We start from the raw sequence: 21,616 nt of genomic DNA, 5'->3' as shown, positions 1-21,616 counted from the left end.
CTTTTTCGGCGCTCCCTAAGTTTATGAATTGTTGAGGTTTTCCTGGGCAAGGGGAAAAGCCCCTCGCCACCGGCTCAACCAGACCCAAAATCAGGGTGCAGCGGCCCCCGTGCAACCAGCGGGCAAGAATTCCTGGACGGCCGTCGAAGCGCAGGTCCAGACACCGGCTGCTGAACGGGAAAGGGTGATTGCCTTGCCGAGAACGGGAGCTGGCGCATTCAGCAGGGTGCATGCAATGGTTCCGGTTCCGTCCGCTGCAGTACCTGAAGCGGTCAGGGTGCAATTGCTGGTGGGCGATGTTCCGCCGATGTTGGCTAACGTCGGGTTGGTTCCCTGGTTCATGACGTCCTCGAACGGCACCTTCAACGCGGAGACTTCCGCCAGCCCCGCCGTAGCTTTCGCCCGCGCTTGATACTTGGAATACTGCGGCAACGCAAACGTCGCCAGGATGCCGATGATCGCCACAACGATCAGCAACTCGATCAAGGTAAAACCGTTTTGCTTATTCATAGATAATCTCCAAAGCATGAGGTGGAGTCTCATGACCTGAGGAGGCCATTGCATGGCATGTGCCAACCCTGTCGCGCCCGCAGGCAAGGGACTTCGACCCGCAGCGCCCCTATGTCCTACCCCAACAAGCGCACTATCTGACGTTTTTTGTCACTGCGCCCCGCTGGTTTGGTCTGGATGCTTGACTAGGCTATAAGTCATGAACTGTCCGCGTCCGGGATTCCCATGAATGACATCGCCTTAAGCGGTCTGGCCAAGCAATTGGTGCTGGCCGAACTGATCACCGAGCAAAGTGCGCAGCAGGCGTACCAACAAGCCCAAAGCAGTCGCATGCCCCTGGTCAGTTACCTGGTGCAGAACAAACTGGTCCAGAGTCGCCAGGTGGCGGAAATTGCCTCGGAGCATTTCGGCGTGGCCCTGCTGGACCTCAACAGCCTGGACAAGGAAACCCAACCCACCGGCCTTGTCAGCGAAAAACTGGTGCGCCAGCACCACGCCCTGCCGCTGTGGCGGCGTGGCAACAAGCTGTTCGTGGGCATCTCCGACCCCACCAATCACCAGGCCATCAATGACATTCAGTTCAGCACCGGCTTGACCACCGAAGCCATTCTGGTGGAGGACGACAAGCTCAGCGACGCCATCGAAAAGTTTTTCGAATCCACCAGCACCGGCCTGGAAGGCATGGGCGATGTCGACCTCGACGGCCTGGACATCGAGTCGATCGATGATCACAAGCAAGACTCCATCGCCGGCCAGGACACCGACGATGCGCCGGTGGTGCGGTTCGTCAACAAGATGCTGCTGGACGCGATCAAGGGCGGCTCCTCCGACCTGCACTTTGAACCCTATGAAAAAATCTACCGGGTGCGGGTGCGTACCGACGGCATGCTGCGAGAGGTGGCCCGCCCGCCGATCCAGTTGGCCACCCGCATCGCCGCGCGCCTGAAGGTAATGGCCAGCCTTGATATTTCCGAGCGGCGCAAACCCCAGGACGGGCGCCTGAAAATGCGCCTGTCGAAAAACAAGTCCATCGACTTCCGGGTCAACACCCTGCCGACGCTCTGGGGTGAAAAAGTGGTGATCCGGATCCTCGACCCCTCCAGCGCGCAGATGGGTATCGATGCCCTGGGCTACGAGCCGGACCAGAAAGAGCTGTACATGGCGGCGCTCAAACAACCACAAGGGTTGATTCTGGTGACCGGGCCCACCGGCTCTGGCAAAACCGTGTCGCTCTATACCGGGCTCAATATCCTCAACACTGTGGACATCAATATTTCCACCGCTGAGGATCCGGTGGAAATCAACATGGAAGGCATCAACCAGGTCAACGTGAATCCGCGCCAGGGTCTGGATTTCGCCCAGGCCCTGCGCTCGTTCCTGCGCCAGGACCCGGACGTGATCATGGTGGGCGAGATCCGCGACCTGGAAACCGCCGAAATCGCCATCAAGGCCGCCCAGACCGGACACATGGTGCTCTCCACCCTGCACACCAACAGCGCCGCCGAAACCCTGATCCGCCTGCACAACATGGGCATTCCCGGCTTCAACATCGCCACGGCGGTCCACCTGATCATCGCCCAGCGACTGGCGCGCAAGCTGTGCCCGCATTGCAAAAGGGCCATCGAGATTCCCGAGGAAACCCTGCTCAAGGAAGGCTTCCCCCGGGAACGCATCGGCTCGTTCACGATCTATGAGCCGGTCGGTTGCGAACAGTGCAACAACGGCTACAAGGGGCGCGTGGGGGTTTACGAAGTGGTCAGGAATACGCCCGAGCTGCAACGGCTGATCATGGCCGAGGGCAACTCGTTGGAAATCGACCTGCAAATGCGCAAGGACGGTTTTAATGACCTGCGCGCCTCGGGACTGCTCAAAGTGATGCAAGGCATCACCAGCCTCGAAGAAATCAACCGGGTCACCAAGGATTGAACATGGCGGTCAAGGCAATAAAAACCGACGTTTACACGTGGGAAGGCAAAGACCGCAAAGGCACGAAAATGACCGGCGAACTGACTGGGCAGAGCCCGGCCCTGGTCAAGGCCCAGTTGCGCAAACAAGGCATCAACCCAGGCAAGGTTCGCAAGAAGTCCACCTCGATATTCAGCAAGGGCAAGCGTATCAAGCCATTGGATATCGCCCTGTTCACTCGTCAGATGGCGACCATGCTCAAGGCCGGCGTGCCCTTGTTGCAGGCGTTCGACATCATTGGCGAAGGCTTCGACAACGCCAACATGCGCAAGCTGGTGGACGAGGTGAAACAGGAAGTCGCCGCCGGCAACAGCTTCGCCGCGTCGTTGCGCAAGAGCCCGCAATACTTCGACGAACTGTACTGCAACCTGGTGGACGCCGGTGAACAGGCCGGCGCCCTGGATACGCTGCTGGAGCGCGTCGCGACCTACAAGGAAAAAAGCGAAGCCCTCAAGGCCAAGATCAAGAAGGCCATGACCTACCCGGCGGCCGTGGTGCTCGTCGCCGCCGTGGTCACGGGTATTCTGCTGGTCAAGGTGGTGCCGCAGTTCGAATCGGTATTCTCCGGGTTCGGCGCCCAACTGCCGGCCTTCACGGTGATGGTCATCGGCCTGTCGGAGTTCATGCAGCAGTGGTGGTGGATGCTGCTGGGCGGCGCGGTGGCGGCGTTCTTCGGTGTCAAACATGCACTCAAGCGCTCCCAGGGCTTGCGTGACTGGCGCGATAAATGGCTGCTCAAACTGCCGCTGATCGGCACCCTGATGTACAAATCCGCCGTGGCCCGCTACGCCCGGACCCTGTCCACGACATTCGCGGCCGGCGTGCCGCTGGTGGAAGCCCTGGACTCGGTATCAGGCGCCACCGGTAACGTGGTGTTCAAACGCGCGGTACAACGCATCCGGCAGGATGTCTCGACCGGCATGCAATTGAATTTTTCCATGCGTGCTTCAGGCATATTCCCGAACATGGCGATCCAGATGACCGCCATCGGCGAGGAGTCCGGCGCGCTGGACGACATGCTCGACAAAGTGGCGAGCTTTTATGAAGCCGAGGTGGACAATCTGGTGGACAATCTCACCAGCCTGATGGAACCGTTCATCATGGTGGTCCTGGGGGTGGTCGTCGGCGGCCTGGTGGTTGCCATGTACCTGCCCATCTTTCAACTCGGCTCTGCGATCTGACATGCCCCTGACCGAATTTTTCGCGCTGTATCCCCTGGCCTTTGTGCTCGCCGCTTTACTGCTCGGACTGATCATCGGCAGTTTCCTCAACGTCCTAGTGTGGCGCCTGCCCAAGATGCTCTCGCGCGAATGGCGGCTGCAAGCCCATGACTTGCTGGGCCTGCCCGCCGAAGCCCCTGGCCCGGTCTACAACCTGATGCTGCCGCATTCCCAGTGCCCGCACTGCGGCCACCGCATCCGGGCCTGGGAAAACATTCCGCTATTGAGTTACCTGGCATTGCGCGGTCGTTGCTCCAGTTGTGCCGCGCCCATCGGCCGGCGCTATCCCCTGACCGAACTGGCCTGCGGCATCCTGTCGGCGTTCGTCGCCTGGTATTTCGGCTTTGGCTGGCAGGCCGCAATGGTGATGGTGCTGACCTGGGGCCTACTGGGCATGAGCCTGATCGATGCCGAGCACCAATTGTTGCCCGACACCCTGGTGCTGCCATTGTTGTGGCTGGGCTTGATCGTCAACAGCTTCGGCTTGTTCGTCCCCTTGAATCAGGCGATGTGGGGCGCCGTGGCCGGCTATCTGGCGCTGTGGTCGGTGTTCTGGGTGTTCAAATTGATCACTGGCAAGGAAGGCATGGGCTACGGGGATTTCAAGCTGCTGGCGATGCTGGGCGCCTGGGGCGGCTGGCAGATCCTGCCGCTGACGTTGCTGTTGTCATCGCTGGTGGGCGCCGTTATCGGGGTCATTGTGCTGCGCCTGCGTGATGCTCCGACATCGACGCAAATCCCCTTTGGGCCCTATCTGGCCATTGCCGGCTGGATTGCCTTGCTCTGGGGTGGTCAAATAACCGACTTCTATTGGCAGTCTGTCGGTTCCTAATGTCGATTTTAATGAATAGCCCCGCAGAAAAACCCTGGATTCTCGGCCTGACTGGCGGTATCGGCAGCGGCAAAAGCGCGGCGGCCCAGCACTTTATCGACCTGGGCGTACACGTCGTCGACGCCGATCACGCGGCGCGCTGGGTGGTCGAACCCGGACGCCCGGCGCTGGCCAAGATCGCCGAACATTTTGGCCCCGGCGTATTGCAGGCCGACGGCACACTGGACCGAGCGGCCCTGCGCCAACTGATTTTCGAAGATGCCGAGCAACGCCGCTGGCTCGAGGCGCTGCTACATCCGTTGATCGCCGAGGAAATCGCTCATCATCTGGCCCAGGCACAATCACCCTATGCGATTCTGGTGTCGCCGCTGTTGATCGAGTCCGGCCAGTACGCCATGACCCAGCGGATCCTGGTGATCGATGTGCCGGAACAACTACAGATCGAACGCACCTTGCAGCGCGACAAGACCAGCGAGCAACAGGTCCAGGCGATCCTCAAGGCCCAGTCCAGCCGTCAGGATCGCTTGAGCCATGCCGACGACGTGGTGGTCAATGACCGCGACCTCGCCTGGCTGCACAGCGAGGTCGAGCGCCTGCATCACTTTTACCTTACTTTGCGTGGAGGCCAGTCATGAGCCAAACCCCAACCGTTGATTGCCCAACCTGTGGCGCCCCTGTGGAATGGAGCCCGGAAAACACCTTCCGGCCCTTCTGCTCCGACCGCTGCAAACTGATCGACCTGGGCGCCTGGGCGTCGGAAGAACACAAGATCCCGGTCAGCCCCGATGCCGAGGACGACCTGTTCAGCGAAGAGTTCGAGCCTCGCCACTAGGGAGCCATGAGTTTCCCCACCGCGTTGTCGCTTTAAGGCCGCATGAAACCGTAGTCCTGTTCATCGTCGAGATTCTCCGCCAGGAAACTCAGTTCATCGGCCAGGTCTTCAGCACTGCGCACCGCCTTGCTCTGCTGCACGATCGCACTGAGCAAGGCCCGCAGGCTAAGGCCCGGGTCGAAGCCGATTTCCACTGCCGCGTCCTGGCTGCGCCTGATCTCTTGTCTCGCCCACTCATAAACACTCATGGTTGTGCTCCTGGAATTTTTCCAGAGCATGAAGCGCACCCGGCTGCTCAGCCTTGATGTGAATCAAGGCTTGTCGTCATCCTTCCAGGGGGCCGACAGATAGCGCGTACGGTTAAAAGTCTCCAGCCATTCGGGGCTGAACACCACCAACGCACTGACCACCATGCCGTTGATAAACGCCTCGGGAAAGATGATCAGCCAGAGGTAGCCGATGAAATCTTCCAGCCAGTAAGGCATGGCGAACACCCCGTCGTACCACAGCAGGCCAAGCCCCACTAGCAGGCACAACAACGCCGAAAGCGCGGCGGCGAGAAATCCCGAACAGAAGATGTACACGAACAGATTGCGCGGTTGGGCGCGTTCCACCAGGATCGCGCAGCACTCGGTCACCAGCACCGGCAGCAAAATCAGCAACGCACCGTTGATACCCACCGCCGCCATGTCCTGGCGTCCCAGCAGCACCAGGGCCAGCTGGGCGCAAAGGCCGCCGAGAATCGCCAGCGGCCAGTCCAGCAGCAGTGTCACGGCGGTCATGCCGATGAAGTGATACGAGACGCCGGTATCGAAATCCCGTCGCACCAGCCACAACATGAACACGGCCAGGACCGTGCCGAACAGCAAGTGCTGGCGACGGCTGTCGGTGAACAGCTCCACCCATGGCGCCCGTGCTACGGCCCAGGCCAGCACCGGCACATAAATCAGCCAGCCGACCGTCAACGTCTGCGCAGACAGCAGTTCGGCACCGATCATGGCGCTACTCCTCTGGCTTGTCCTTGCATCAAAGACTCCATGATCACCTCAGGATTCAAGCCAGCAGTCTACACCCCACCCTTAACCGGCCATAAATCAATGCAACGCTTCCAGCTTGTCGCAATTGAACGCTAAGCTTGGGCTCATGGATGATTCCGATTATTTACGCCTGCTGACCATCGCGGCCGAGCAAGCCAACGCTTTTCTGTCCAATGCCCGCAAATGGGAGCGTGAGCGTTGGGTCTGCCAGCGTCTGCTGCAAGGGCTGAACGTGCCCTATCGCGCTGATGAGTTCGCCCCTGCGGGAGAGCCGCCGGACGTATTGTTTCGCGATGCCAACTTCGAGGTGTTTTTTGTCCTCGACGAAGGCCGTCGCCTCAATGACGAATGGCGCGACGAGCTGCAGCGCCGCCGTAGCGCTTTCTCCCTGAGCCAACTGGTGCGCCGCGAAGCCAAGCCCCGACGCATCCCGGCCAATGAATTCCTGCTGCGCCTGGCCCCGACCCTGCGCAAGAAAGCCCACAACTACACCGAACGCGGCATGGATCTGGGGGAGCTGGACATCATCGCCTTCGCCAGCCTCAAGCGTGAAGTGCTGGACCTCAACAGCCATTTCCCGCCGCCGACCGAATACCTGCGCCAGGGTTGGCGCTCGCTGTCGCTGGTGGGGCCGACGTTTGCCCGGGTGCTGTTCGCCCATCCCGATGCGCCGGATTTCCTGCGCAGCAATCTGGGGCGCAGCATCGTGTTCGATGTCGGGATCAGCCTGTGAGCCCACTGCAGGAACTGATTGCCGCCGTGCCCCAGCAAGGCCGCGTACGCTGGATAGGCGTGCGCCCCGAGGGCCATGCACCCATGATTGAGCTCGACGCCGTGGAGGCACGCCTGGAGGCCGGCCTGACGGGCGATCATGCCCGTCCCGGCGTGCGCAATGCCCGGCAAGTCACCTTGATTCAGTGGGAACACCTGGCCGTGATCGGTTCGCTGATGGGCCGCCCGGTGGATCAGCCGGTGTTGCCGCAAGAGCTGCGACGCAACCTGGTGGTCAGCGGTATCAATCTGTTCAGCCTCAAGGGCCGGCGCTTCCGCATCGGCCAGGCCATCTTCGAAACCACCGGCTGGTGCCAGCCGTGCGCGCGACTGGAGCGCAACCTCGGCGAAGGGACGTTCCAGGCCGTGCGCGGCCATGGCGGAATCACCGCCCGGGTGTTAAAAAGTGGAATCATTCGCCTGGACGACAGCTTGAGTGTCGAACCTGTTCCGGCGAGCGGCTACGCTGCTTTCAATGCCGGATAGCCAGACGCTGTAGCGTCTATACCTTTCGCAACGTCTACCTGCCGAGGCCTTTATGACCAGCCGCCTGAACCCGGAAGACCAGAAGCATGTCGAAGAGTACCTGCAACTGTCCCAGCACCGAGTCGAGCGCCGGCCTTTCCGGCCGTGGATGCTCCTGGTGGTGGTACTGGCCATCACCATCGGCCTGGGCCTGTTGAGCCGACTGATCAGTTACCTGACGCTATGAGCCGCTTGATGCTCGCGCGGGTAACGGCACCAATTTCCTTTAGCCTTGCGAGATATCCCCATGACTCATCGTATTGTCATCGTTGGCGGCGGCGCCGGCGGTCTGGAGTTGGCTACCCGTCTGGGTAAGACTCTGGGCAAGCGCGGCACGGCCAGTGTGATGCTGGTCGACGCGAACCTGACCCATATCTGGAAACCGCTGTTGCACGAAGTGGCTGCCGGTTCCCTGAACTCCTCCGAGGACGAACTCAACTACGTCGCCCAGGCAAAATGGAACCATTTCGGGTTCCAGCTGGGGCGCATGAGCGGTCTGGATCGCGAGCGCAAGAGCATCCAGCTGGCCGCCACCTATGACGAGGCGGGCCTGGAACTATTGCCCGCCCGGGAGCTGGGTTACGACACTCTGGTGATCGCCGTCGGCAGCACCACCAATGACTTCGGCACCGAAGGCGCGGCGCAGCATTGCCTGTTCCTCGACACGCGCAAACAGGCCGAGCGTTTCCATCAGCAACTGCTCAACCATTATCTGCGCGCCCATGCCGGGCAAACCGACGTGGTCGAACGCATCAGCGTTGCCATCGTCGGCGCCGGTGCGACGGGGGTTGAACTGGCGGCCGAGCTGCACAACGCCGCCCATGAGCTGGCAGCCTATGGCTTGGACCGGATCAAACCGGAGAACATGCATATCACCCTGATCGAAGCCGGACCGCGGGTCCTGCCGGCCTTGCCGGAGCGCATCGGCGGCCCTGTGCACAAGACCCTGGAGAAACTTGGGGTCAATGTCATGACCAACGCCGCTGTTGGCCAGGTGACAGCCGACAGCCTGATCACCGTCGATGGCAAGGTCATCGACGCGAGCCTGAAAGTCTGGGCCGCCGGGATTCGCGCCCCGGACTTCCTCAAGGAAATCGACGGTCTGGAGACCAACCGGATCAACCAGCTGCAGGTGCTGCCGACGCTGCAGACCACCCGTGACGAGAACATCTTCGCCTTCGGCGATTGCGCCGCCTGCCCGCAACCCGGCAGCGATCGCAACGTTCCGCCCCGTGCCCAGGCCGCGCATCAGCAAGCCTCGCTGCTGGCCAAATCCCTGAAGCTGCGGATCGAAGGCAAGGCCCTGCCGGAATACAAATACACCGACTACGGTTCATTGATTTCGCTGTCGCGCTTCTCAGCGGTGGGTAACTTGATGGGCAACCTGACCGGCAGTGTGATGCTCGAAGGCTGGCTGGCGCGGATGTTCTATGTCTCGCTGTACCGCATGCACCAGATGGCGCTGTACGGCATGTTCCGCACGGCCATGCTGATGCTGGGCAGCAAGATCGGGCGTGGGACCGAGCCTCGGCTGAAGCTGCATTGAGTCAGCAGTACTGACATCGAATGATCCACCGTCATCGCGAGCAAGCTCGCTCCCACAGTTGATCGCGGTCATCCTGTGGGAGCGAGCTTGCTCGCGATGGGGGCGGTACGGTCAATACTTGAGCTCGGGCAGGATCACTGTCCGAGCCATCCATCGATCAAACCTGAAACCGCTGCACCATGGTGCGCAATGAATTCGCCAGTTGCGACAACTCATGGCTGGACGCGCTGGTCTGGTCCGCACCGGTGGCCGAGCGCACCGACAGATCCCGAATGTTCACCAGGTTGCGATCCACCTCCCGAGCCACTTGCGCCTGTTCTTCAGCGGCGCTGGCGATCACCAGATTGCGTTCGTGGATCTCGTTGACCGACGCCGTGATGGTCTGTAGCGCCTCCCCTGCCCGCTCCGCCATTGCCAGAGTGCTGGCGGCGCGACTGGAGCTGGCCTGCATCGAATCCAGCGCCTGGGTGGCGCCGCTGCGCATGCCCTGGACCATCTGCTCGATTTCCTGGGTCGATTGCTGCGTGCGATAAGCCAGCGCCCGCACCTCATCGGCCACCACCGCAAACCCACGACCGCTTTCGCCAGCCCGGGCCGCCTCGATGGCCGCGTTGAGGGCCAGCAGGTTGGTCTGCTCGGCGATGGCCCGGATCACGTCCAGCACCTTGCCGATATCCTGCGATTGGTTGGCCAGGGACTGCACCAGGCCGCCAGTCACCTGCACATCACTGGCCAGGGCGCCGATGGCGTCGACCGTGTCGCTGACCCGCTGCTGCCCAAGGGACGCCGACTCACTGGACTGACGCGTGGCATCGGAGGTGGAAACCGCATTGCGCGCGACTTCCTCCACGGCGGTGGTCATCTCGGTGACGGCGGTGGCGGCCTGTTCAATTTCGTTATTCTGCTGTTGCAGGCTGTGGGTGCTATCGACCGTGACCGCGTTCAGCTCATCGGCGGCGGTCGCCAGTTGGGTAGCTGAGCCGCTGATGCCCTGCAAGGTTTCACGCAGGTTCTGCTGCATGGTCGCCAGCGCCTTGAGCAAGCGGCTGACTTCGTCGCTGCCGTGGGTCTTGATCGGTCGGGTCAGGTCGCCTCGGGCGACGTTTTCGGCGGCATTCAACGCCTCGCCCAAAGGCTTGACGATACTGCGAGTAAGCAGCATGGCCAGGGCCACCGTCGCCAAGGCGGCGAGCACAATGAACAGGCTGACGATCATCCGGGAATTGACGTAGTGTTCCTGGGATTTCTGGCTCTCGATGGAGACTTGTCTGGAGAACAGTTCCGCCAGATCGTTGAGCTGTTTGCCGGAACCGTCCACCACGGTCTTCATGTCCACCAGCAGCAGCTTGATCAACTCGTCCCGACGCCCCTGCTCTGCCAGGGCGAAGGATTGGGCGATGCCCGTGCGGTAAGCGGCAAAGGTTTGCTTGAACTGGTCATAAAGCGCCTTGCCTTCAGGCGTGATGACGAGCTTTTCGTAACTGGCGATTTTTTCGCTCAGTTCTTTGTCGCGGGTGTCCATTTGCCCACGGTACACCGGGATGTTCTTCGGGTCCTGGTCCAGGGCCATGCGCAGGGAAATGGTGCGGATGCGCAACATCAATTCACGGATCTCGTCACCGCCGCGAATACTGGGCAACCACTGGGTTTCTACCGCGACTTCACTGTCACGGATACTCGACATCTGTCCTAGCGCAAACACCCCGAGCAACGCCACCAGCACGGCGATCAAAGCGAAACCCAACGCGGCACGGGGGGCGATATTCAGTTGACGAAGAACCATGGGGAGCGCCTTTTTTATTTTGGCCTGAAGTGGGGCCATGCCCCTGTCGGTGGGTTATCGGCAAGTTGTACGATGACTTAAGGCAATCTGCTTTATCGCAGGCAAAAAAAATCCCCGTATCTTTCGATACGAGGATTTTTAATATGGTCGGGGTAAGGGGATTCGAACTCCTGACATCCTGCTCCCAAAGCAGGCGCGCTACCGGACTGCGCTATACCCCGGTAAAAAAAAGGCGACCTTCGCAAGTCGCCTTCCTCGATCAGCGCTTTTGGCCTCTGATCTTAAGATTCGATTCCAGCGAACTGGTTTCAAAAATGGTGGGTCGTGTGGGATTCGAACCTACGACCAATTGGTTAAAAGCCAACTGCTCTACCAACTGAGCTAACGACCCAAAAATGGTCGGGGTAAGGGGATTCGAACTCCTGACATCCTGCTCCCAAAGCAGGCGCGCTACCGGACTGCGCTATACCCCGATTGAAATGGCTCCGTGACCAGGACTCGAACCTGGGACCCAATGATTAACAGTCATTTGCTCTACCGACTGAGCTATCACGGAACTGATATTTCAAGTTACTGCTATTTGAAGCTAAAACATTGAAGCCAGCTTCAACCTCTTCTACCCGTTCGCATCGCTGCGTTCGTGTGTCTGAGGCGCGCTATTCTACAATCTTAAAAACCTCTGTCAACCCCTTAAATTGCTTTCAAGACAATGATTTGCAACTTATTTCGGGTTGCTTCTCACAGAGAAGTGGCCCTTGGGGGTGACGTACTGCGGGGCGCACTTTACAAGCCTTTTCCTTTGAGTTCAACGGCCTGATGAAAAAAATGGCCTCGCAGTGCGAGGCCATTCCAATCACCCGATCCGCAGGCTTTCAGTTGAAGACGATTTCGTCGTTCTCCACCGTGCCGGTCACGGTTTCGCCCGGCATGAAGCGCCCGGACAGAATCAACTGTGCCAGCGGGTTTTCGATCCAGCGCTGGATGGCACGTTTGAGTGGCCGCGCGCCATAGACCGGGTCGTAACCCACCGCGATCAGCTTATCCAGTGCCTCGTCACTCAATTGCAGCTTCAGCTCGCGCTCGGTCAGACGGCTACGCAGACGTCCCAGCTGGATCTCGGTGATGCCCGCGATCTGATCACGAGCCAGCGGCTCGAAGATCACCACTTCGTCCACCCGGTTGATGAACTCCGGTCGGAAGTGAGTGGAGATTGCATCCATCACCGCCGCGCGTTGCGCCTCGCGATCACCCACCAGCTCCTGGATCTGCGCCGAGCCCAGGTTGGAGGTCATCACGATCACGGTATTGCGGAAGTCCACCGTGCGTCCGTGGCTGTCGGTCAAACGACCATCCTCCAGCACTTGCAGCAGGATGTTGAACACATCCGGGTGGGCCTTCTCGACTTCATCGAGCAGGATCACCGAGTACGGCTTGCGTCGCACAGCCTCGGTCAGGTAACCGCCCTCTTCATAGCCGACATAGCCCGGTGGTGCGCCGATCAGCCGCGCCACGGAATGTTTCTCCATGAACTCGGACATGTCGATGCGCACCATGGCCTCTTCGGTGTCGAAGAGAAACTCGGCCAGCGCCTTACACAGCTCGGTTTTACCGACACCGGTCGGGCCGAGGAACATGAACGAGCCACTCGGACGGTTAGGGTCCGACAGCCCGGCTCGAGACCGGCGCACGGCGTTGGAAACCGCCACTACCGCTTCTTCCTGACCGATCACGCGCTGGTGCAGCAGGCTTTCCATCTTCAGCAGTTTGTCGCGCTCGCCTTCGAGCATTTTCGACACCGGAATGCCGGTCCACTTGGAAACCACTTCGGCAATTTCTTCTTCGGTGACCTTGCTGCGCAGCAACTGGTTTTCGCTCTTGCCGTGCTGGTCGACCATTTGCAGACTGCGCTCCAGATCCGGGATCACCCCATACTGCAGCTCGGCCATGCGGTTGAGGTCGCCTTTACGGCGGGCCGCTTCCAGTTCCTGGCGGGACTGTTCGATCTTTTGCTGGATCTGCGCCGAGCCCTGGACTTCGGCTTTCTCCGAATTCCAGATTTCCTCGAGATCGGAATACTCGCGCTCGTGGCGAACGATCTCTTCCTGCAACCTTTCCAGGCGTTTCTTCGCCGCTTCGTCGCTTTCTTTCTTCAAGGCCTGGGATTCGACCTTGAGTTGAATCAGGCGCCGCTCCAGACGATCCAGCACTTCCGGTTTGGAATCGATTTCCATGCGGATGCGGCTGGCGGCTTCGTCGATCAGGTCAATGGCCTTGTCCGGCAACTGACGGTCGGTGATGTAGCGATGGCTGAGCTTGGCCGCCGCAATGATCGCGCCATCGGTAATCGCCACCTTGTGGTGAACCTCATAGCGTTCTTTAAGGCCACGCAGGATGGCAATGGTGTCTTCTTCGCTGGGCTCTTCCACCAGCACTTTCTGGAAACGCCGCTCCAGCGCCGCGTCCTTCTCTATGTATTGGCGGTACTCGTTGAGCGTTGTCGCACCGACGCAATGCAGCTCGCCACGGGCCAGCGCAGGCTTGAGCATGTTGCCGGCGTCCATCGAGCCTTCGCCCTTGCCCGCACCGACCATGGTGTGCAACTCGTCGATGAACAGAATGATCTGCCCTTCCTGCTTGGACAATTCATTAAGCAAGGCTTTGAGCCGCTCTTCGAACTCGCCGCGGTACTTGGCACCGGCAATCAACGAACCCATGTCCAGGGACAACAGTCGCTTGCCCTTGAGGCCATCCGGCACTTCGCCATTGATGATGCGCTGGGCCAGGCCTTCGGCGATGGCGGTTTTACCCACGCCAGGCTCACCGATCAGCACCGGGTTATTCTTGGTGCGACGCTGCAGCACCTGGATTGTGCGGCGGATTTCGTCGTCACGGCCGATCACCGGGTCAAGCTTGCCTTCCTCGGCACGCTTGGTCAGGTCGACGGTGTATTTGTCCAGCGCCTGGCGGGACTCCTCGTGGTTGGCGTCGTTTACCGCTTCGCCGCCACGCAGGTTGTTGATGGCATTTTCCAGGGCCTTCTTGCTCACGCCCTGGCCGAGCAACAGCTTGCCCAGCTTGCTGTTCTCGTCCATGGCGGCAAGCAGCACCAACTCACTGGAGATGAACTGATCGCCCTTCTGCTGGGCCAGGCGGTCGGCCTGGTTGAGCAGGCGCGCCAGATCCTGGGACATGTTCACGTCCCCTGTCGGATTCTGGATCTTGGGTAGCTGGTCGAGCTCTTTGGCCAGCTCTTTACGCAGGCTGCTCACGTCAAAGCCCACCTGCATCAGCAGTGGCTTGATGGAGCCGCCCTGCTGCTCGAGCATGGCTTGCATCAGATGCGCCGGCTCAATGCCGGGATGGTCCAGGCCGACAGCCAATGACTGGGCATCGGACAGGGCCAATTGCAACTTACTGGTTAAACGGTCAATACGCATGGGTCACCTTCCTTTTGAGCAGGCCGGACCTTAAAAACATCCTGAATGAAGAAACCTGCCAGATACCGCTATAGATGTGGACGATTCTGGAAGATTCAAGCAGTGCGCTATTGATACAGATCAGAGAAGTCTAGCGGTCGAGCCAGATCAGGGAGGCGAAGCGACCGGTACGCGAGTTGCGCCGATAGGAAAAGAAGCGTGGGTCGGTCACCGTGCACTGGCCGCCCCCATAGATCGCCGTGACACCGCGCGCCGCCAGCCGTTGGCGGGCCAGTGCATAAATATCGGCCAGGAACTTGCCGGCAGTGTCGCCAGGCACGAAGGCGTCTGCCGCCCTAGGCAGTTGCGCCATGAACGCTTCACGCACCTCTGGCCCCACTTCAAAGGCTTGCGGACCGATGGCCGGGCCGAGCCAGGCGAGGATTTCGTCGGCCGGGACCTGGAGACTGTCGAGAGTCGCTTCCAGTACGCCGTTGGCCAGCCCGCGCCAACCGGCATGGGCTGCCGCGACGCGGGTGCCGGCACGGTTGCAGAACAGCACCGGCAGGCAGTCCGCCGTCATCGCCGTACAGGCGATACCCGGTGTGGCGGTCCAGCTGGCATCGGCGATGGCCACCTGAGCCGGATCAGCCTCGACCACGGTAATACCGTGGACCTGCTGCAACCAGGCCGGACGAATGGCAAATCGATCGGTGAGGCGGCGACGGTTCTCAGCGACGGCCGTGGGCTCATCGCCCACATGGTCGCCCAGGTTGAGGCTGTCGAACGGCGCCAGGCTGACGCCGCCGGTACGGGTAGTGACGCAGGCCTTTACCCAGGCCGGCGCGGGCCAGTCGGGTATCAGCCAGTCATTCATCCGATGAACGCCTCGCGGTCCTGCTTGAGCAACGTCAGCAGCCAGACGAAGTCATCCGGCAGCGGCGATTCCCAGCTCATGCGCTTGCCGGTGGTCGGATGATCCAGCTCCAGGAAACGTGCATGCAGCGCCTGGCGCGGGAAGTTTTTCAACGACTCGACCATGGTGATACTCGCGGCCGGCGGAATGCGGAAACGTCCGCCATAGGCCGGATCGCCCACCAACGGGAAGTTGATGTGGGCCATGTGCACGCGGATCTGGTGGGTACGACCGGTTTCCAGCTTGACTCGCACATGCGTATGGGAACGAAAACGCTCCAGCACGCGGTAGTGGCTGACCGCCTGCTTGCCGCCTTCCATCACCGCCATGCGCTGGCGCTGCTGGCCGTGACGACCGATGGGGGCGTTGATCTTGCCACCGGCGGTGACCACGCCGATCACGATGCATTCATAAATGCGGCTGACGCTGCGACTTTGCAGCTGTGTGACCAGTTGTGTCTGCGCCTGAATGGTCTTGGCCACCACCATCAGACCGGTGGTGTCCTTGTCCAGGCGGTGCACGATGCCCGCGCGGGGCACGTTGACGATGTCCGGCACGTGGTGCAACAAGGCGTTGAGCAGGGTGCCATCGGCATGACCGGCGGCCGGATGCACCACCAGGCCCGCAGGCTTGTTGATCACCAGGATGTCGTCGTCTTCATAGACGATGTCCAGGGCAATGTCCTGGGCGACCCATTCTCCCTGGGCCTCCTGCTCGGCAGTCAGTTCGAGGATGGCGCCGCCATGGACGATGTCGCGCGGGCGGATCACCGCCCCATCCACAGTCAGGCGGCCGTCCTTGATCCAGGCGGAAAGGCGCGAGCGCGAGTGCTCGGCGAAGAGTTGTGCGGCGACTTGATCGAGGCGTTGGCCGCCCAATTCGGACGGCACCTCTGCGCGAAGTTCTATTTTATCGGACATGCTCGGACTAGGCGTCGGCACAGCCTTTGGTTTCGGCTGCGCGCTTGTGGTTAAATACGGCGTCTTTTGCCCCGAGGCTTCTCAACGGGGCGCTCATCATAACAGGACGGCCCCGCCCAAGACAGCGGCCGTCATAGGGACGCAAGCCGCCATGCAAGTGAAACACCTGCTGCTGATCGCCATCCTCGCATTGACTGCTGCTTGCTCGTCGAAGGAAGTCGTAGACGAAAACCTGAGCGAAGTCGAACTGTACCAACAGGCGCAGACCGACCTGGACAACAACAGCTATACCAGCGCCACGGCCAAGCTCAAGGCCCTGGAGTCGCGGTATCCGTTTGGTCGCTATGCCGATCAGGCCCAGCTGGAGCTGATCTACGCCAACTACAAGAACGCCGAGCCGGAAGCTGCGAAATCCGCCGCCGAGCGCTTCATTCGTCTGCATCCGCAGCACCCGAACGTCGATTACGCTTACTACCTCAAGGGCCTGACCTCCTTCGACCAGGACGTCGGCCTGCTGGCGCGCTTCCTGCCGCTGGACATGACCAAGCGGGACCCGGGCGCCGCGCGCGACTCCTACAACGAGTTCGCCCAGCTGACCAGCCGTTTCCCCGACAGCCGTTATTCGCCGGACGCCAAGCAGCGCATGATCTACCTGCGCAACCTGCTGGCCGCCTACGAAATCCACGTGGCTGACTACTACCTGACCCGTCAGGCCTACGTCGCTGCCGCCAACCGTGGCCGCTACGTGGTGGAAAACTTCCAGGAAACCCCCTCGGTGGGCGACGGCCTGGCAGTGATGACCGAAGCCTACCAGCGCCTGCACCTGGACGACCTGGCCGCCACCAGCCTGGAAACCCTCAAGCTCAACTACCCGGATCACCCGTCCCTGGAGGATGGTCAGTTCACTCCACGAGTTGACGAGGCCGACAACCGTTCGTGGCTGAGCAAGGCGACCCTGGGCCTGATCGAATCCCGTCCACCTCTGCCGCCGGGCGAAACCCGCGCCAACCAGGACGTTCAGCGCCAGTTCCAGGATGCCAAGGAAGCCATTCCAAACGAGCTCAAGCCCAAGGACGAAAATGGCGACGTGCTCGAAGAAGAAGAGCCTGAGAGCGAATCCAGCGATCGCTCCTGGTTCAGCTACATGACCTTCGGCCTGTTCGACTGAGGCCAGGTGTCAGCAAAAGGGAGGCCCGCGGGTCTCCCTTTTTTGTGCCTGGATTTTATAGCGCTGTGCGCCGTTCCTGTCCTTGGCTAAACTGCCTGATCATTAGCCAAAAAGCCGCCCATCATGCTTCGTTTACTGTTCTGGATCGCCCTGATTGCCGCCGCGATATGGTTGTGGCGCAAGTTCAAGGGGACCTCTGCCGCGCCGAACTCCCCTCGGGAACAGGACGCACCACCCATGGTCCGTTGCGCCCATTGCGGCGTGCACCTGCCGCGAGATCGGGCACTGGCCCTCGAACAACAGTGGTATTGCAGCCAGGCTCACCTCGAGCAAGGCCCGGGCACTCGTGACCGCTGAGCAAGCCTCAAGCCCTCGCGTCAAACAGGCGCAGCGCCTGCTGCGTCTCTATCACCTGTACCGTCTAAGCATCGGCATCACCCTGGTGTTGCTGATCTCCAGCAACATGGACAACCGCCTGCTGGAGTTCGCCAACGACGATTTGCTGCGTAGCGGCAGCTGGTTGTACCTGGTGCTGAATATCCTGCTGGTGGTGTTTCTTGAAAATACCCGCCGCCCAGCCCGGCTGTTCGGCCTGGCTCTGACCGACGTGCTGTTGTTGTCGTGGCTGTTCTACGCTGCCGGCGGCGCCCCCAGCGCCATCGGCAACCTGCTCATCGTCTCGGTGGCCATCGGCAATACGTTGTTGCGAGGCCGAATTGGCCTGTTGATTGCCGCTGTCGCTACGCTGGGCATCGTCGGGTCGAGCTTCTTCCTTGACCTCAGCGATTCGAGCCGTCCCAGCAGTTATCTGCAGGCCGGTACCCTGGGGGCCTTGTGTTTTGCCGCCGCGCTGCTGGTGCAAGGCCTGACCCGACGCCTGGAAGCCAGTGAAATCCTCGCCGAACAACGGGCCAGCGAAGTAGTCGGTCTGGAAGCGCTCAACGCACTGATCCTGCAACGCATGCGCACCGGCATCCTGGTGCTCGATCGCCAGCGCCGGGTGCAATTGGCTAACGAAAGCGCATTGAACCTGTTGGGCATGCACGACCTGGTCGGCCAGCGGCTCGACGACTGCTCCGGCGCCCTGGTGGAGCGGCTGCAGCTGTGGTTGAACAACCCCAGCCTGCGTCCGCAAAGCCTGACCATTAACGGCACCGGCCTGACCTTGCAACCGAGTTTCATTGCCCTGGGGCATCACGATCAGCATCAGATCCTGGTCTTCCTCGAAGACCTGGCCCAAGTGGCCCAGCACGCCCAGCAGTTGAAACTCGCCTCCCTGGGGCGCCTCACCGCCGGTATCGCCCATGAAATCCGCAACCCGTTGGGGGCGATCAGCCATGCGGCGCAATTGCTGCGCGAGTCCGAGGAACTGAACGACGCAGATCGGCGTCTGACGCAGATCATCCAGGATCACTCCCAACGAATGAACCGCGTCATTGAAAACGTCCTGCAACTGTCCCGCCGCCAGCAGACCACGCCGCAGCGCCTGGATCTGCGGATCTGGCTCGACCAGTTCGTCCGACAGGCCCGGGAAAACGCGGCTGGGCATCAGCACTTGCACCTGAGCATCGACCCGGGTGACTACCTCACGCTGATGGACCCCGATCAGTTGACCCAGGTGCTCGACAACCTGCTGCGCAACGCCTGGCGTCACAGCGCGATGGCCCATGAAGAGGCCGAGGTCTGGCTGAAGCTGTTCATCGACCCCCACAGCCAGCTGTCCACGCTGGACATTATCGACAACGGCCCCGGCGTGACACCGGACCAGCAAGCGCATTTGTTCGAACCTTTCTTCACCACCAGCAGCCAGGGCACCGGCCTTGGGCTCTATCTGTCCCGTGAGCTGTGCGAAAGCAACCAGGCCCGCCTAGACTTCAAACCACGCCAAGGCGGCGGCTGCTTTCGCATCACTTTTGCTCACGGACGGAAACAGATTTGACTACGCGCTCACGGCAACGAATCCTGATCGTCGATGACGAACCGGACATCCGCGAACTCCTGGACATTACCCTGGGCCGGATGAAACTCGACACCCGCAGCGCCGAGAACCTTGCCCAGGCCCGGGCCCTGCTGGCTGAAGACACCTTTGACCTGTGCCTGACCGACATGCGCCTGCCCGACGGCACTGGCCTGGAGCTGGTGCAACATATCCAGCAACGCTACCCGCAATTGCCCGTGGCAATGATCACCGCCTACGGGAGCCTGGAAACTGCCATCGACGCCCTCAAGGCCGGCGCCTTCGACTTCCTGACCAAACCGGTCGACCTGGGTCGGCTGCGTGAGCTGGTCACCAGCGCATTACGCCTGCCGTCGGTCGCCATCCCGGCGGCGTCCATCGAGCGCTGTCTGCTGGGCGATTCCCCGCCGATGCACAACGTCCGCAAACAGATCGAAAAACTCGCTCGCAGTCAGGCGCCGGTCTACATCAGCGGGGAATCGGGTTGCGGCAAGGAACTGGTCGCCCGGTTGATCCATGAGCAAGGCCCGCGTTCCGCCCAGCGTTTTGTGCCGGTCAACTGTGGGGCGATTCCCACGGAGCTGATGGAAAGCGAGTTTTTCGGCCATCGAAAAGGCAGCTTCAGCGGCGCCATCGAAGACAAACCCGGACTGTTCCAGGCCGCCCACGGCGGGACCTTGTTCCTTGACGAAGTGGCCGACCTGCCCCTGGCGATGCAAGTCAAATTGCTGCGCGCCATCCAGGAAAAAGCCGTGCGGGCCGTTGGTGGCCAGCAGGAAGAAGTGGTGGATGTACGAATTCTTTGCGCCACCCACAAGGACCTGGACGCCGAAGTCACCGCCGGGCGCTTTCGCCAGGACCTGTACTATCGACTCAACGTCATCGAACTGCGCGTCCCGCCGCTGCGCGAACGCCGCGAAGACATCGAATCGCTCGCCAATCACACCCTCCAGCGCCTGGCCGCCAACACCGGCAGCCCCGCGGTCAAGCTCCATCCCCAAGCCCTGGACGCCCTTCGAAACTACCGCTTCCCGGGCAATGTTCGGGAACTGGAAAACATGCTCGAACGCGCCTACACCCTTTGCGAGCACCAGTTGATCGAAGCCCACGACCTGCGCCTGGCCGAGGGCATCAGCACCACCGACGCAGGCAGCCCCGACCTGATGCGGGTCGATAACCTGGAAGACTATCTGGAGGACGTCGAACGCAAACTCATCCTCCAGGCTTTGGAGGAAACCCGCTGGAACCGCACGGCGGCGGCCCAGCGGTTGAAGTTGTCGTTTCGGTCGATGCGGTATCGGTTGAAGAAGTTGGGGTTGGATTGAGGCGCGGTCCTGAAGCCCCCTACTTAACCTGTGGCGAGGGAGCTTGCTCCCTCGCCACAGGTTCGGCGTTCGCCTTGGCTGATTTGCACCCCTTCTCTAGCCCTCCGGCACTGGTACCCGTTCGTCCAGAACACGATTGGCCAGTAATTCACTCAACTCAATCAACTGCTGTACCCCCAAGGCGATATGCCGTCGCGAGCCTTCAAGCTCGAAGGCCAGGTCGCTGACGGTTGCGTTGGCTGAGGCCAGGGTTTCGCTGAGGTTGGCGAGCAGGCATTCGGTGTCGATGCCGTCCACGACGGTGAATAGCTGGTTTGAGGCGGGTTTCTTTTTGGCTTCGGGCTTTGGGCCGAGGTAATAGTCGAGGGCGCGCTTGGCGGCTTCATCAAGCTGTTTTGGGTTAAGGCTGGAGTATGGGGACTCGTTATTGGTTTCTGAAGCGGATGGAGATTTGTCACACATTGCGGTACTCCAAAGGAAGGAATGGATTACCAAGTTTGCGGGCCGCGACGCCCGGTCGCTGAATTGGCAGCGACGGGAAAAGGTTAACGAGAGACCTTCCCACCCGGCAACCGCCAGAACTCGTCGGAAAATTCGGCTCGAATTAGGGGCCTTGTCCGACCATTCCCACAAATTCTGGTTGGCTGTGAAGGCGCTATTGTGAGTGTGTATATCCATTTCTGCGGTAACGGCTACTTAGGGTTCCGCCCTTACGGCGGCTCACTTTTGAACAGCGCAAAAGTAAGCAAAACGCTTCTGCCCCACCACTCGGCACCTCGCTTAGGCTCGGTGTGCCCTCACTCCGGCATTGCTCCGTGGGCCCGCCGCGAAGGGCCATCCATGGCCCAGCGCGGCTATCCCGGCATCCATGCCGGGATGCCCACTCCACAATG

At 60.8% G+C, this 21,616-nt stretch carries 21 protein-coding genes, 4 tRNA genes and 1 pseudogene; 13 read left to right on the top strand and 13 right to left on the bottom strand.

Annotated features, from left to right (window positions below; translation table 11 throughout):
* Positions 1–90: 90 nt before the first annotated feature.
* On the bottom strand, positions 91–510 hold the full coding sequence (locus tag AC3I65_RS03575; RefSeq protein WP_047229858.1) for a pilin: 420 nt from the start codon (positions 508–510) through the stop codon (positions 91–93).
* A gap of 225 nt (positions 511–735) precedes the next feature.
* Here AC3I65_RS03575 and pilB point away from each other — a divergent pair, with 225 nt between their 5' ends.
* Genes pilB through yacG form a run of 5 tightly spaced genes read left to right on the top strand, consistent with a single transcriptional unit; the run spans position 736 to position 5,359 of the window.
* The gene (gene pilB / locus AC3I65_RS03570; RefSeq protein WP_047229859.1) at positions 736–2,436 is read left to right on the top strand and encodes a type IV-A pilus assembly ATPase PilB; all 1,701 of its coding nucleotides are present in this window, start codon (positions 736–738) and stop codon (positions 2,434–2,436) included.
* A 2-nt stretch (positions 2,437–2,438) separates the two neighbouring features.
* A complete protein-coding gene (locus tag AC3I65_RS03565; protein ID WP_076386354.1) occupies positions 2,439–3,656 on the top strand; it encodes a type II secretion system F family protein in 1,218 nt (405 codons plus the stop codon).
* A 1-nt stretch (position 3,657) separates the two neighbouring features.
* On the top strand, positions 3,658–4,527 hold the full coding sequence (locus AC3I65_RS03560; RefSeq protein WP_047229861.1) for a prepilin peptidase: 870 nt from the start codon (positions 3,658–3,660) through the stop codon (positions 4,525–4,527).
* A gap of 11 nt (positions 4,528–4,538) precedes the next feature.
* Positions 4,539–5,162 (top strand): dephospho-CoA kinase, encoded by a 624-nt coding sequence (gene coaE, locus AC3I65_RS03555; protein ID WP_047229862.1) that lies wholly within the window; start codon positions 4,539–4,541, stop codon positions 5,160–5,162.
* Positions 5,159–5,359, top strand: a complete 201-nt coding sequence (yacG, locus tag AC3I65_RS03550; protein ID WP_047229863.1) for a DNA gyrase inhibitor YacG — start codon at positions 5,159–5,161, stop codon at positions 5,357–5,359. Before coaE ends, yacG begins: the two co-directional genes overlap by 4 nt.
* Before the next feature lie 32 nt (positions 5,360–5,391).
* Here yacG and AC3I65_RS03545 read toward each other — a convergent pair whose 3' ends face one another.
* Both AC3I65_RS03545 and AC3I65_RS03540 read right to left on the bottom strand, forming a co-directional pair.
* Positions 5,392–5,607, bottom strand: a complete 216-nt coding sequence (locus tag AC3I65_RS03545) for a hypothetical protein (RefSeq protein WP_076386357.1) — start codon at positions 5,605–5,607, stop codon at positions 5,392–5,394.
* A gap of 63 nt (positions 5,608–5,670) precedes the next feature.
* Positions 5,671–6,357, bottom strand: a complete 687-nt coding sequence (locus AC3I65_RS03540; RefSeq protein ID WP_047229865.1) for an energy-coupling factor ABC transporter permease — start codon at positions 6,355–6,357, stop codon at positions 5,671–5,673.
* Between the two features lie 145 nt (positions 6,358–6,502).
* Between AC3I65_RS03540 and AC3I65_RS03535 the strand changes: the two genes are divergently transcribed.
* Genes AC3I65_RS03535 through AC3I65_RS03520 form a run of 4 tightly spaced genes read left to right on the top strand, consistent with a single transcriptional unit; the run spans position 6,503 to position 9,238 of the window.
* Positions 6,503–7,129, top strand: coding sequence for a DUF1780 domain-containing protein (locus AC3I65_RS03535; protein WP_047229866.1), 627 nt, complete (start codon positions 6,503–6,505; stop codon positions 7,127–7,129).
* Complete coding sequence (locus tag AC3I65_RS03530) at positions 7,126–7,653, top strand: MOSC domain-containing protein (RefSeq protein WP_076386359.1); 528 nt, start codon at positions 7,126–7,128, stop codon at positions 7,651–7,653. The genes AC3I65_RS03535 and AC3I65_RS03530 overlap by 4 nt, the downstream gene beginning before the upstream one ends.
* 52 nt (positions 7,654–7,705) lie before the next feature.
* Complete coding sequence (locus tag AC3I65_RS03525) at positions 7,706–7,879, top strand: DUF3094 family protein (RefSeq protein WP_076386361.1); 174 nt, start codon at positions 7,706–7,708, stop codon at positions 7,877–7,879.
* A 60-nt stretch (positions 7,880–7,939) separates the two neighbouring features.
* Positions 7,940–9,238 (top strand): NAD(P)/FAD-dependent oxidoreductase, encoded by a 1,299-nt coding sequence (locus tag AC3I65_RS03520; protein WP_047229869.1) that lies wholly within the window; start codon positions 7,940–7,942, stop codon positions 9,236–9,238.
* A 157-nt stretch (positions 9,239–9,395) separates the two neighbouring features.
* Here AC3I65_RS03520 and AC3I65_RS03515 read toward each other — a convergent pair whose 3' ends face one another.
* The 9 genes and pseudogenes from AC3I65_RS03515 to rluD all read right to left on the bottom strand — a co-directional run bounded on the left by AC3I65_RS03515 (position 9,396) and on the right by rluD (position 16,273).
* Entirely contained in the window at positions 9,396–10,259 is an 864-nt protein-coding gene (locus AC3I65_RS03515; protein ID WP_371517269.1) for a methyl-accepting chemotaxis protein, read from the bottom strand.
* Positions 10,251–11,021 (bottom strand): annotated as a pseudogene (locus AC3I65_RS03510) (MCP four helix bundle domain-containing protein); the annotation flags it as partial. The gene AC3I65_RS03515 and the pseudogene AC3I65_RS03510, both read right to left, overlap by 9 nt.
* 144 nt (positions 11,022–11,165) lie before the next feature.
* Positions 11,166–11,242 (bottom strand) — tRNA-Pro (locus tag AC3I65_RS03505).
* Positions 11,243–11,336: 94 nt separating this feature from the next.
* Positions 11,337–11,412 (bottom strand) — tRNA-Lys (locus AC3I65_RS03500).
* 5 nt (positions 11,413–11,417) lie between these two features.
* Positions 11,418–11,494 (bottom strand) — tRNA-Pro (locus tag AC3I65_RS03495).
* Between the two features lie 7 nt (positions 11,495–11,501).
* Positions 11,502–11,577, bottom strand: a tRNA-Asn gene (locus tag AC3I65_RS03490).
* A gap of 316 nt (positions 11,578–11,893) precedes the next feature.
* Positions 11,894–14,458: an ATP-dependent chaperone ClpB gene (clpB, locus tag AC3I65_RS03485; protein ID WP_047229871.1), complete on the bottom strand. Its 2,565-nt coding sequence runs from the start codon at positions 14,456–14,458 to the stop codon at positions 11,894–11,896.
* 130 nt (positions 14,459–14,588) lie between these two features.
* The gene (pgeF, locus tag AC3I65_RS03480) at positions 14,589–15,314 is read right to left on the bottom strand and encodes a peptidoglycan editing factor PgeF (RefSeq protein ID WP_047229872.1); all 726 of its coding nucleotides are present in this window, start codon (positions 15,312–15,314) and stop codon (positions 14,589–14,591) included.
* Positions 15,311–16,273, bottom strand: a complete 963-nt coding sequence (gene rluD / locus AC3I65_RS03475; protein ID WP_047229873.1) for a 23S rRNA pseudouridine(1911/1915/1917) synthase RluD — start codon at positions 16,271–16,273, stop codon at positions 15,311–15,313. Before rluD ends, pgeF begins: the two co-directional genes overlap by 4 nt.
* Before the next feature lie 151 nt (positions 16,274–16,424).
* Between rluD and AC3I65_RS03470 the strand changes: the two genes are divergently transcribed.
* The 4 genes from AC3I65_RS03470 (at position 16,425) to AC3I65_RS03455 (ending at position 20,723) form a co-directional block, all read left to right on the top strand.
* Positions 16,425–17,441, top strand: a complete 1,017-nt coding sequence (locus tag AC3I65_RS03470; protein WP_488523459.1) for an outer membrane protein assembly factor BamD — start codon at positions 16,425–16,427, stop codon at positions 17,439–17,441.
* A gap of 123 nt (positions 17,442–17,564) precedes the next feature.
* Positions 17,565–17,798 (top strand): PP0621 family protein, encoded by a 234-nt coding sequence (locus tag AC3I65_RS03465; protein ID WP_047229875.1) that lies wholly within the window; start codon positions 17,565–17,567, stop codon positions 17,796–17,798.
* On the top strand, positions 17,788–19,380 hold the full coding sequence (locus AC3I65_RS03460) for a two-component system sensor histidine kinase NtrB (RefSeq protein WP_160893595.1): 1,593 nt from the start codon (positions 17,788–17,790) through the stop codon (positions 19,378–19,380). Before AC3I65_RS03465 ends, AC3I65_RS03460 begins: the two co-directional genes overlap by 11 nt.
* Positions 19,377–20,723: a sigma-54-dependent transcriptional regulator gene (locus AC3I65_RS03455; protein WP_076386371.1), complete on the top strand. Its 1,347-nt coding sequence runs from the start codon at positions 19,377–19,379 to the stop codon at positions 20,721–20,723. Before AC3I65_RS03460 ends, AC3I65_RS03455 begins: the two co-directional genes overlap by 4 nt.
* Positions 20,724–20,819: 96 nt before the next feature.
* Here the strand turns inward: AC3I65_RS03455 and AC3I65_RS03450 are convergent, their stop codons facing one another.
* On the bottom strand, positions 20,820–21,185 hold the full coding sequence (locus AC3I65_RS03450; protein WP_139051190.1) for a DUF6124 family protein: 366 nt from the start codon (positions 21,183–21,185) through the stop codon (positions 20,820–20,822).
* Positions 21,186–21,616: the final 431 nt, after the last annotated feature.

It is taken from the genome of Pseudomonas sp. N-1-13 (genome assembly GCF_057787095.1).
Note: the sequence above shows the minus strand (reverse complement) of the source record. Positions and strands in the feature narration are given on the sequence as shown.

Bases quoted from the DNA above. Each gene is read 5' to 3' on its own strand.
- AC3I65_RS03545 (WP_076386357.1), bottom strand. From the start codon at position 5,607: ATGAGTGTTTATGAGTGGGCGAGACAAGAGATCAGGCGCAGCCAGGAC.
- AC3I65_RS03520 (WP_047229869.1), top strand. From the start codon at position 7,940: ATGACTCATCGTATTGTCATCGTTGGCGGCGGCGCCGGCGGTCTGGAG.
- clpB (WP_047229871.1), bottom strand. From the start codon at position 14,458: ATGCGTATTGACCGTTTAACCAGTAAGTTGCAATTGGCCCTGTCCGAT.
- AC3I65_RS03525 (WP_076386361.1), top strand. From the start codon at position 7,706: ATGACCAGCCGCCTGAACCCGGAAGACCAGAAGCATGTCGAAGAGTAC.
- AC3I65_RS03515 (WP_371517269.1), bottom strand. From the start codon at position 10,259: ATGCAGCAGAACCTGCGTGAAACCTTGCAGGGCATCAGCGGCTCAGCT.
- AC3I65_RS03565 (WP_076386354.1), top strand. From the start codon at position 2,439: ATGGCGGTCAAGGCAATAAAAACCGACGTTTACACGTGGGAAGGCAAA.
- pgeF (WP_047229872.1), bottom strand. From the start codon at position 15,314: ATGAATGACTGGCTGATACCCGACTGGCCCGCGCCGGCCTGGGTAAAG.
- AC3I65_RS03465 (WP_047229875.1), top strand. From the start codon at position 17,565: ATGCTTCGTTTACTGTTCTGGATCGCCCTGATTGCCGCCGCGATATGG.
- coaE (WP_047229862.1), top strand. From the start codon at position 4,539: ATGAATAGCCCCGCAGAAAAACCCTGGATTCTCGGCCTGACTGGCGGT.
- rluD (WP_047229873.1), bottom strand. From the start codon at position 16,273: ATGTCCGATAAAATAGAACTTCGCGCAGAGGTGCCGTCCGAATTGGGC.
- AC3I65_RS03560 (WP_047229861.1), top strand. From the start codon at position 3,658: ATGCCCCTGACCGAATTTTTCGCGCTGTATCCCCTGGCCTTTGTGCTC.
- yacG (WP_047229863.1), top strand. From the start codon at position 5,159: ATGAGCCAAACCCCAACCGTTGATTGCCCAACCTGTGGCGCCCCTGTG.
- pilB (WP_047229859.1), top strand. From the start codon at position 736: ATGAATGACATCGCCTTAAGCGGTCTGGCCAAGCAATTGGTGCTGGCC.
- AC3I65_RS03450 (WP_139051190.1), bottom strand. From the start codon at position 21,185: ATGTGTGACAAATCTCCATCCGCTTCAGAAACCAATAACGAGTCCCCA.
- AC3I65_RS03535 (WP_047229866.1), top strand. From the start codon at position 6,503: ATGGATGATTCCGATTATTTACGCCTGCTGACCATCGCGGCCGAGCAA.
- AC3I65_RS03575 (WP_047229858.1), bottom strand. From the start codon at position 510: ATGAATAAGCAAAACGGTTTTACCTTGATCGAGTTGCTGATCGTTGTG.
- AC3I65_RS03540 (WP_047229865.1), bottom strand. From the start codon at position 6,357: ATGATCGGTGCCGAACTGCTGTCTGCGCAGACGTTGACGGTCGGCTGG.
- AC3I65_RS03470 (WP_488523459.1), top strand. From the start codon at position 16,425: ATGCAAGTGAAACACCTGCTGCTGATCGCCATCCTCGCATTGACTGCT.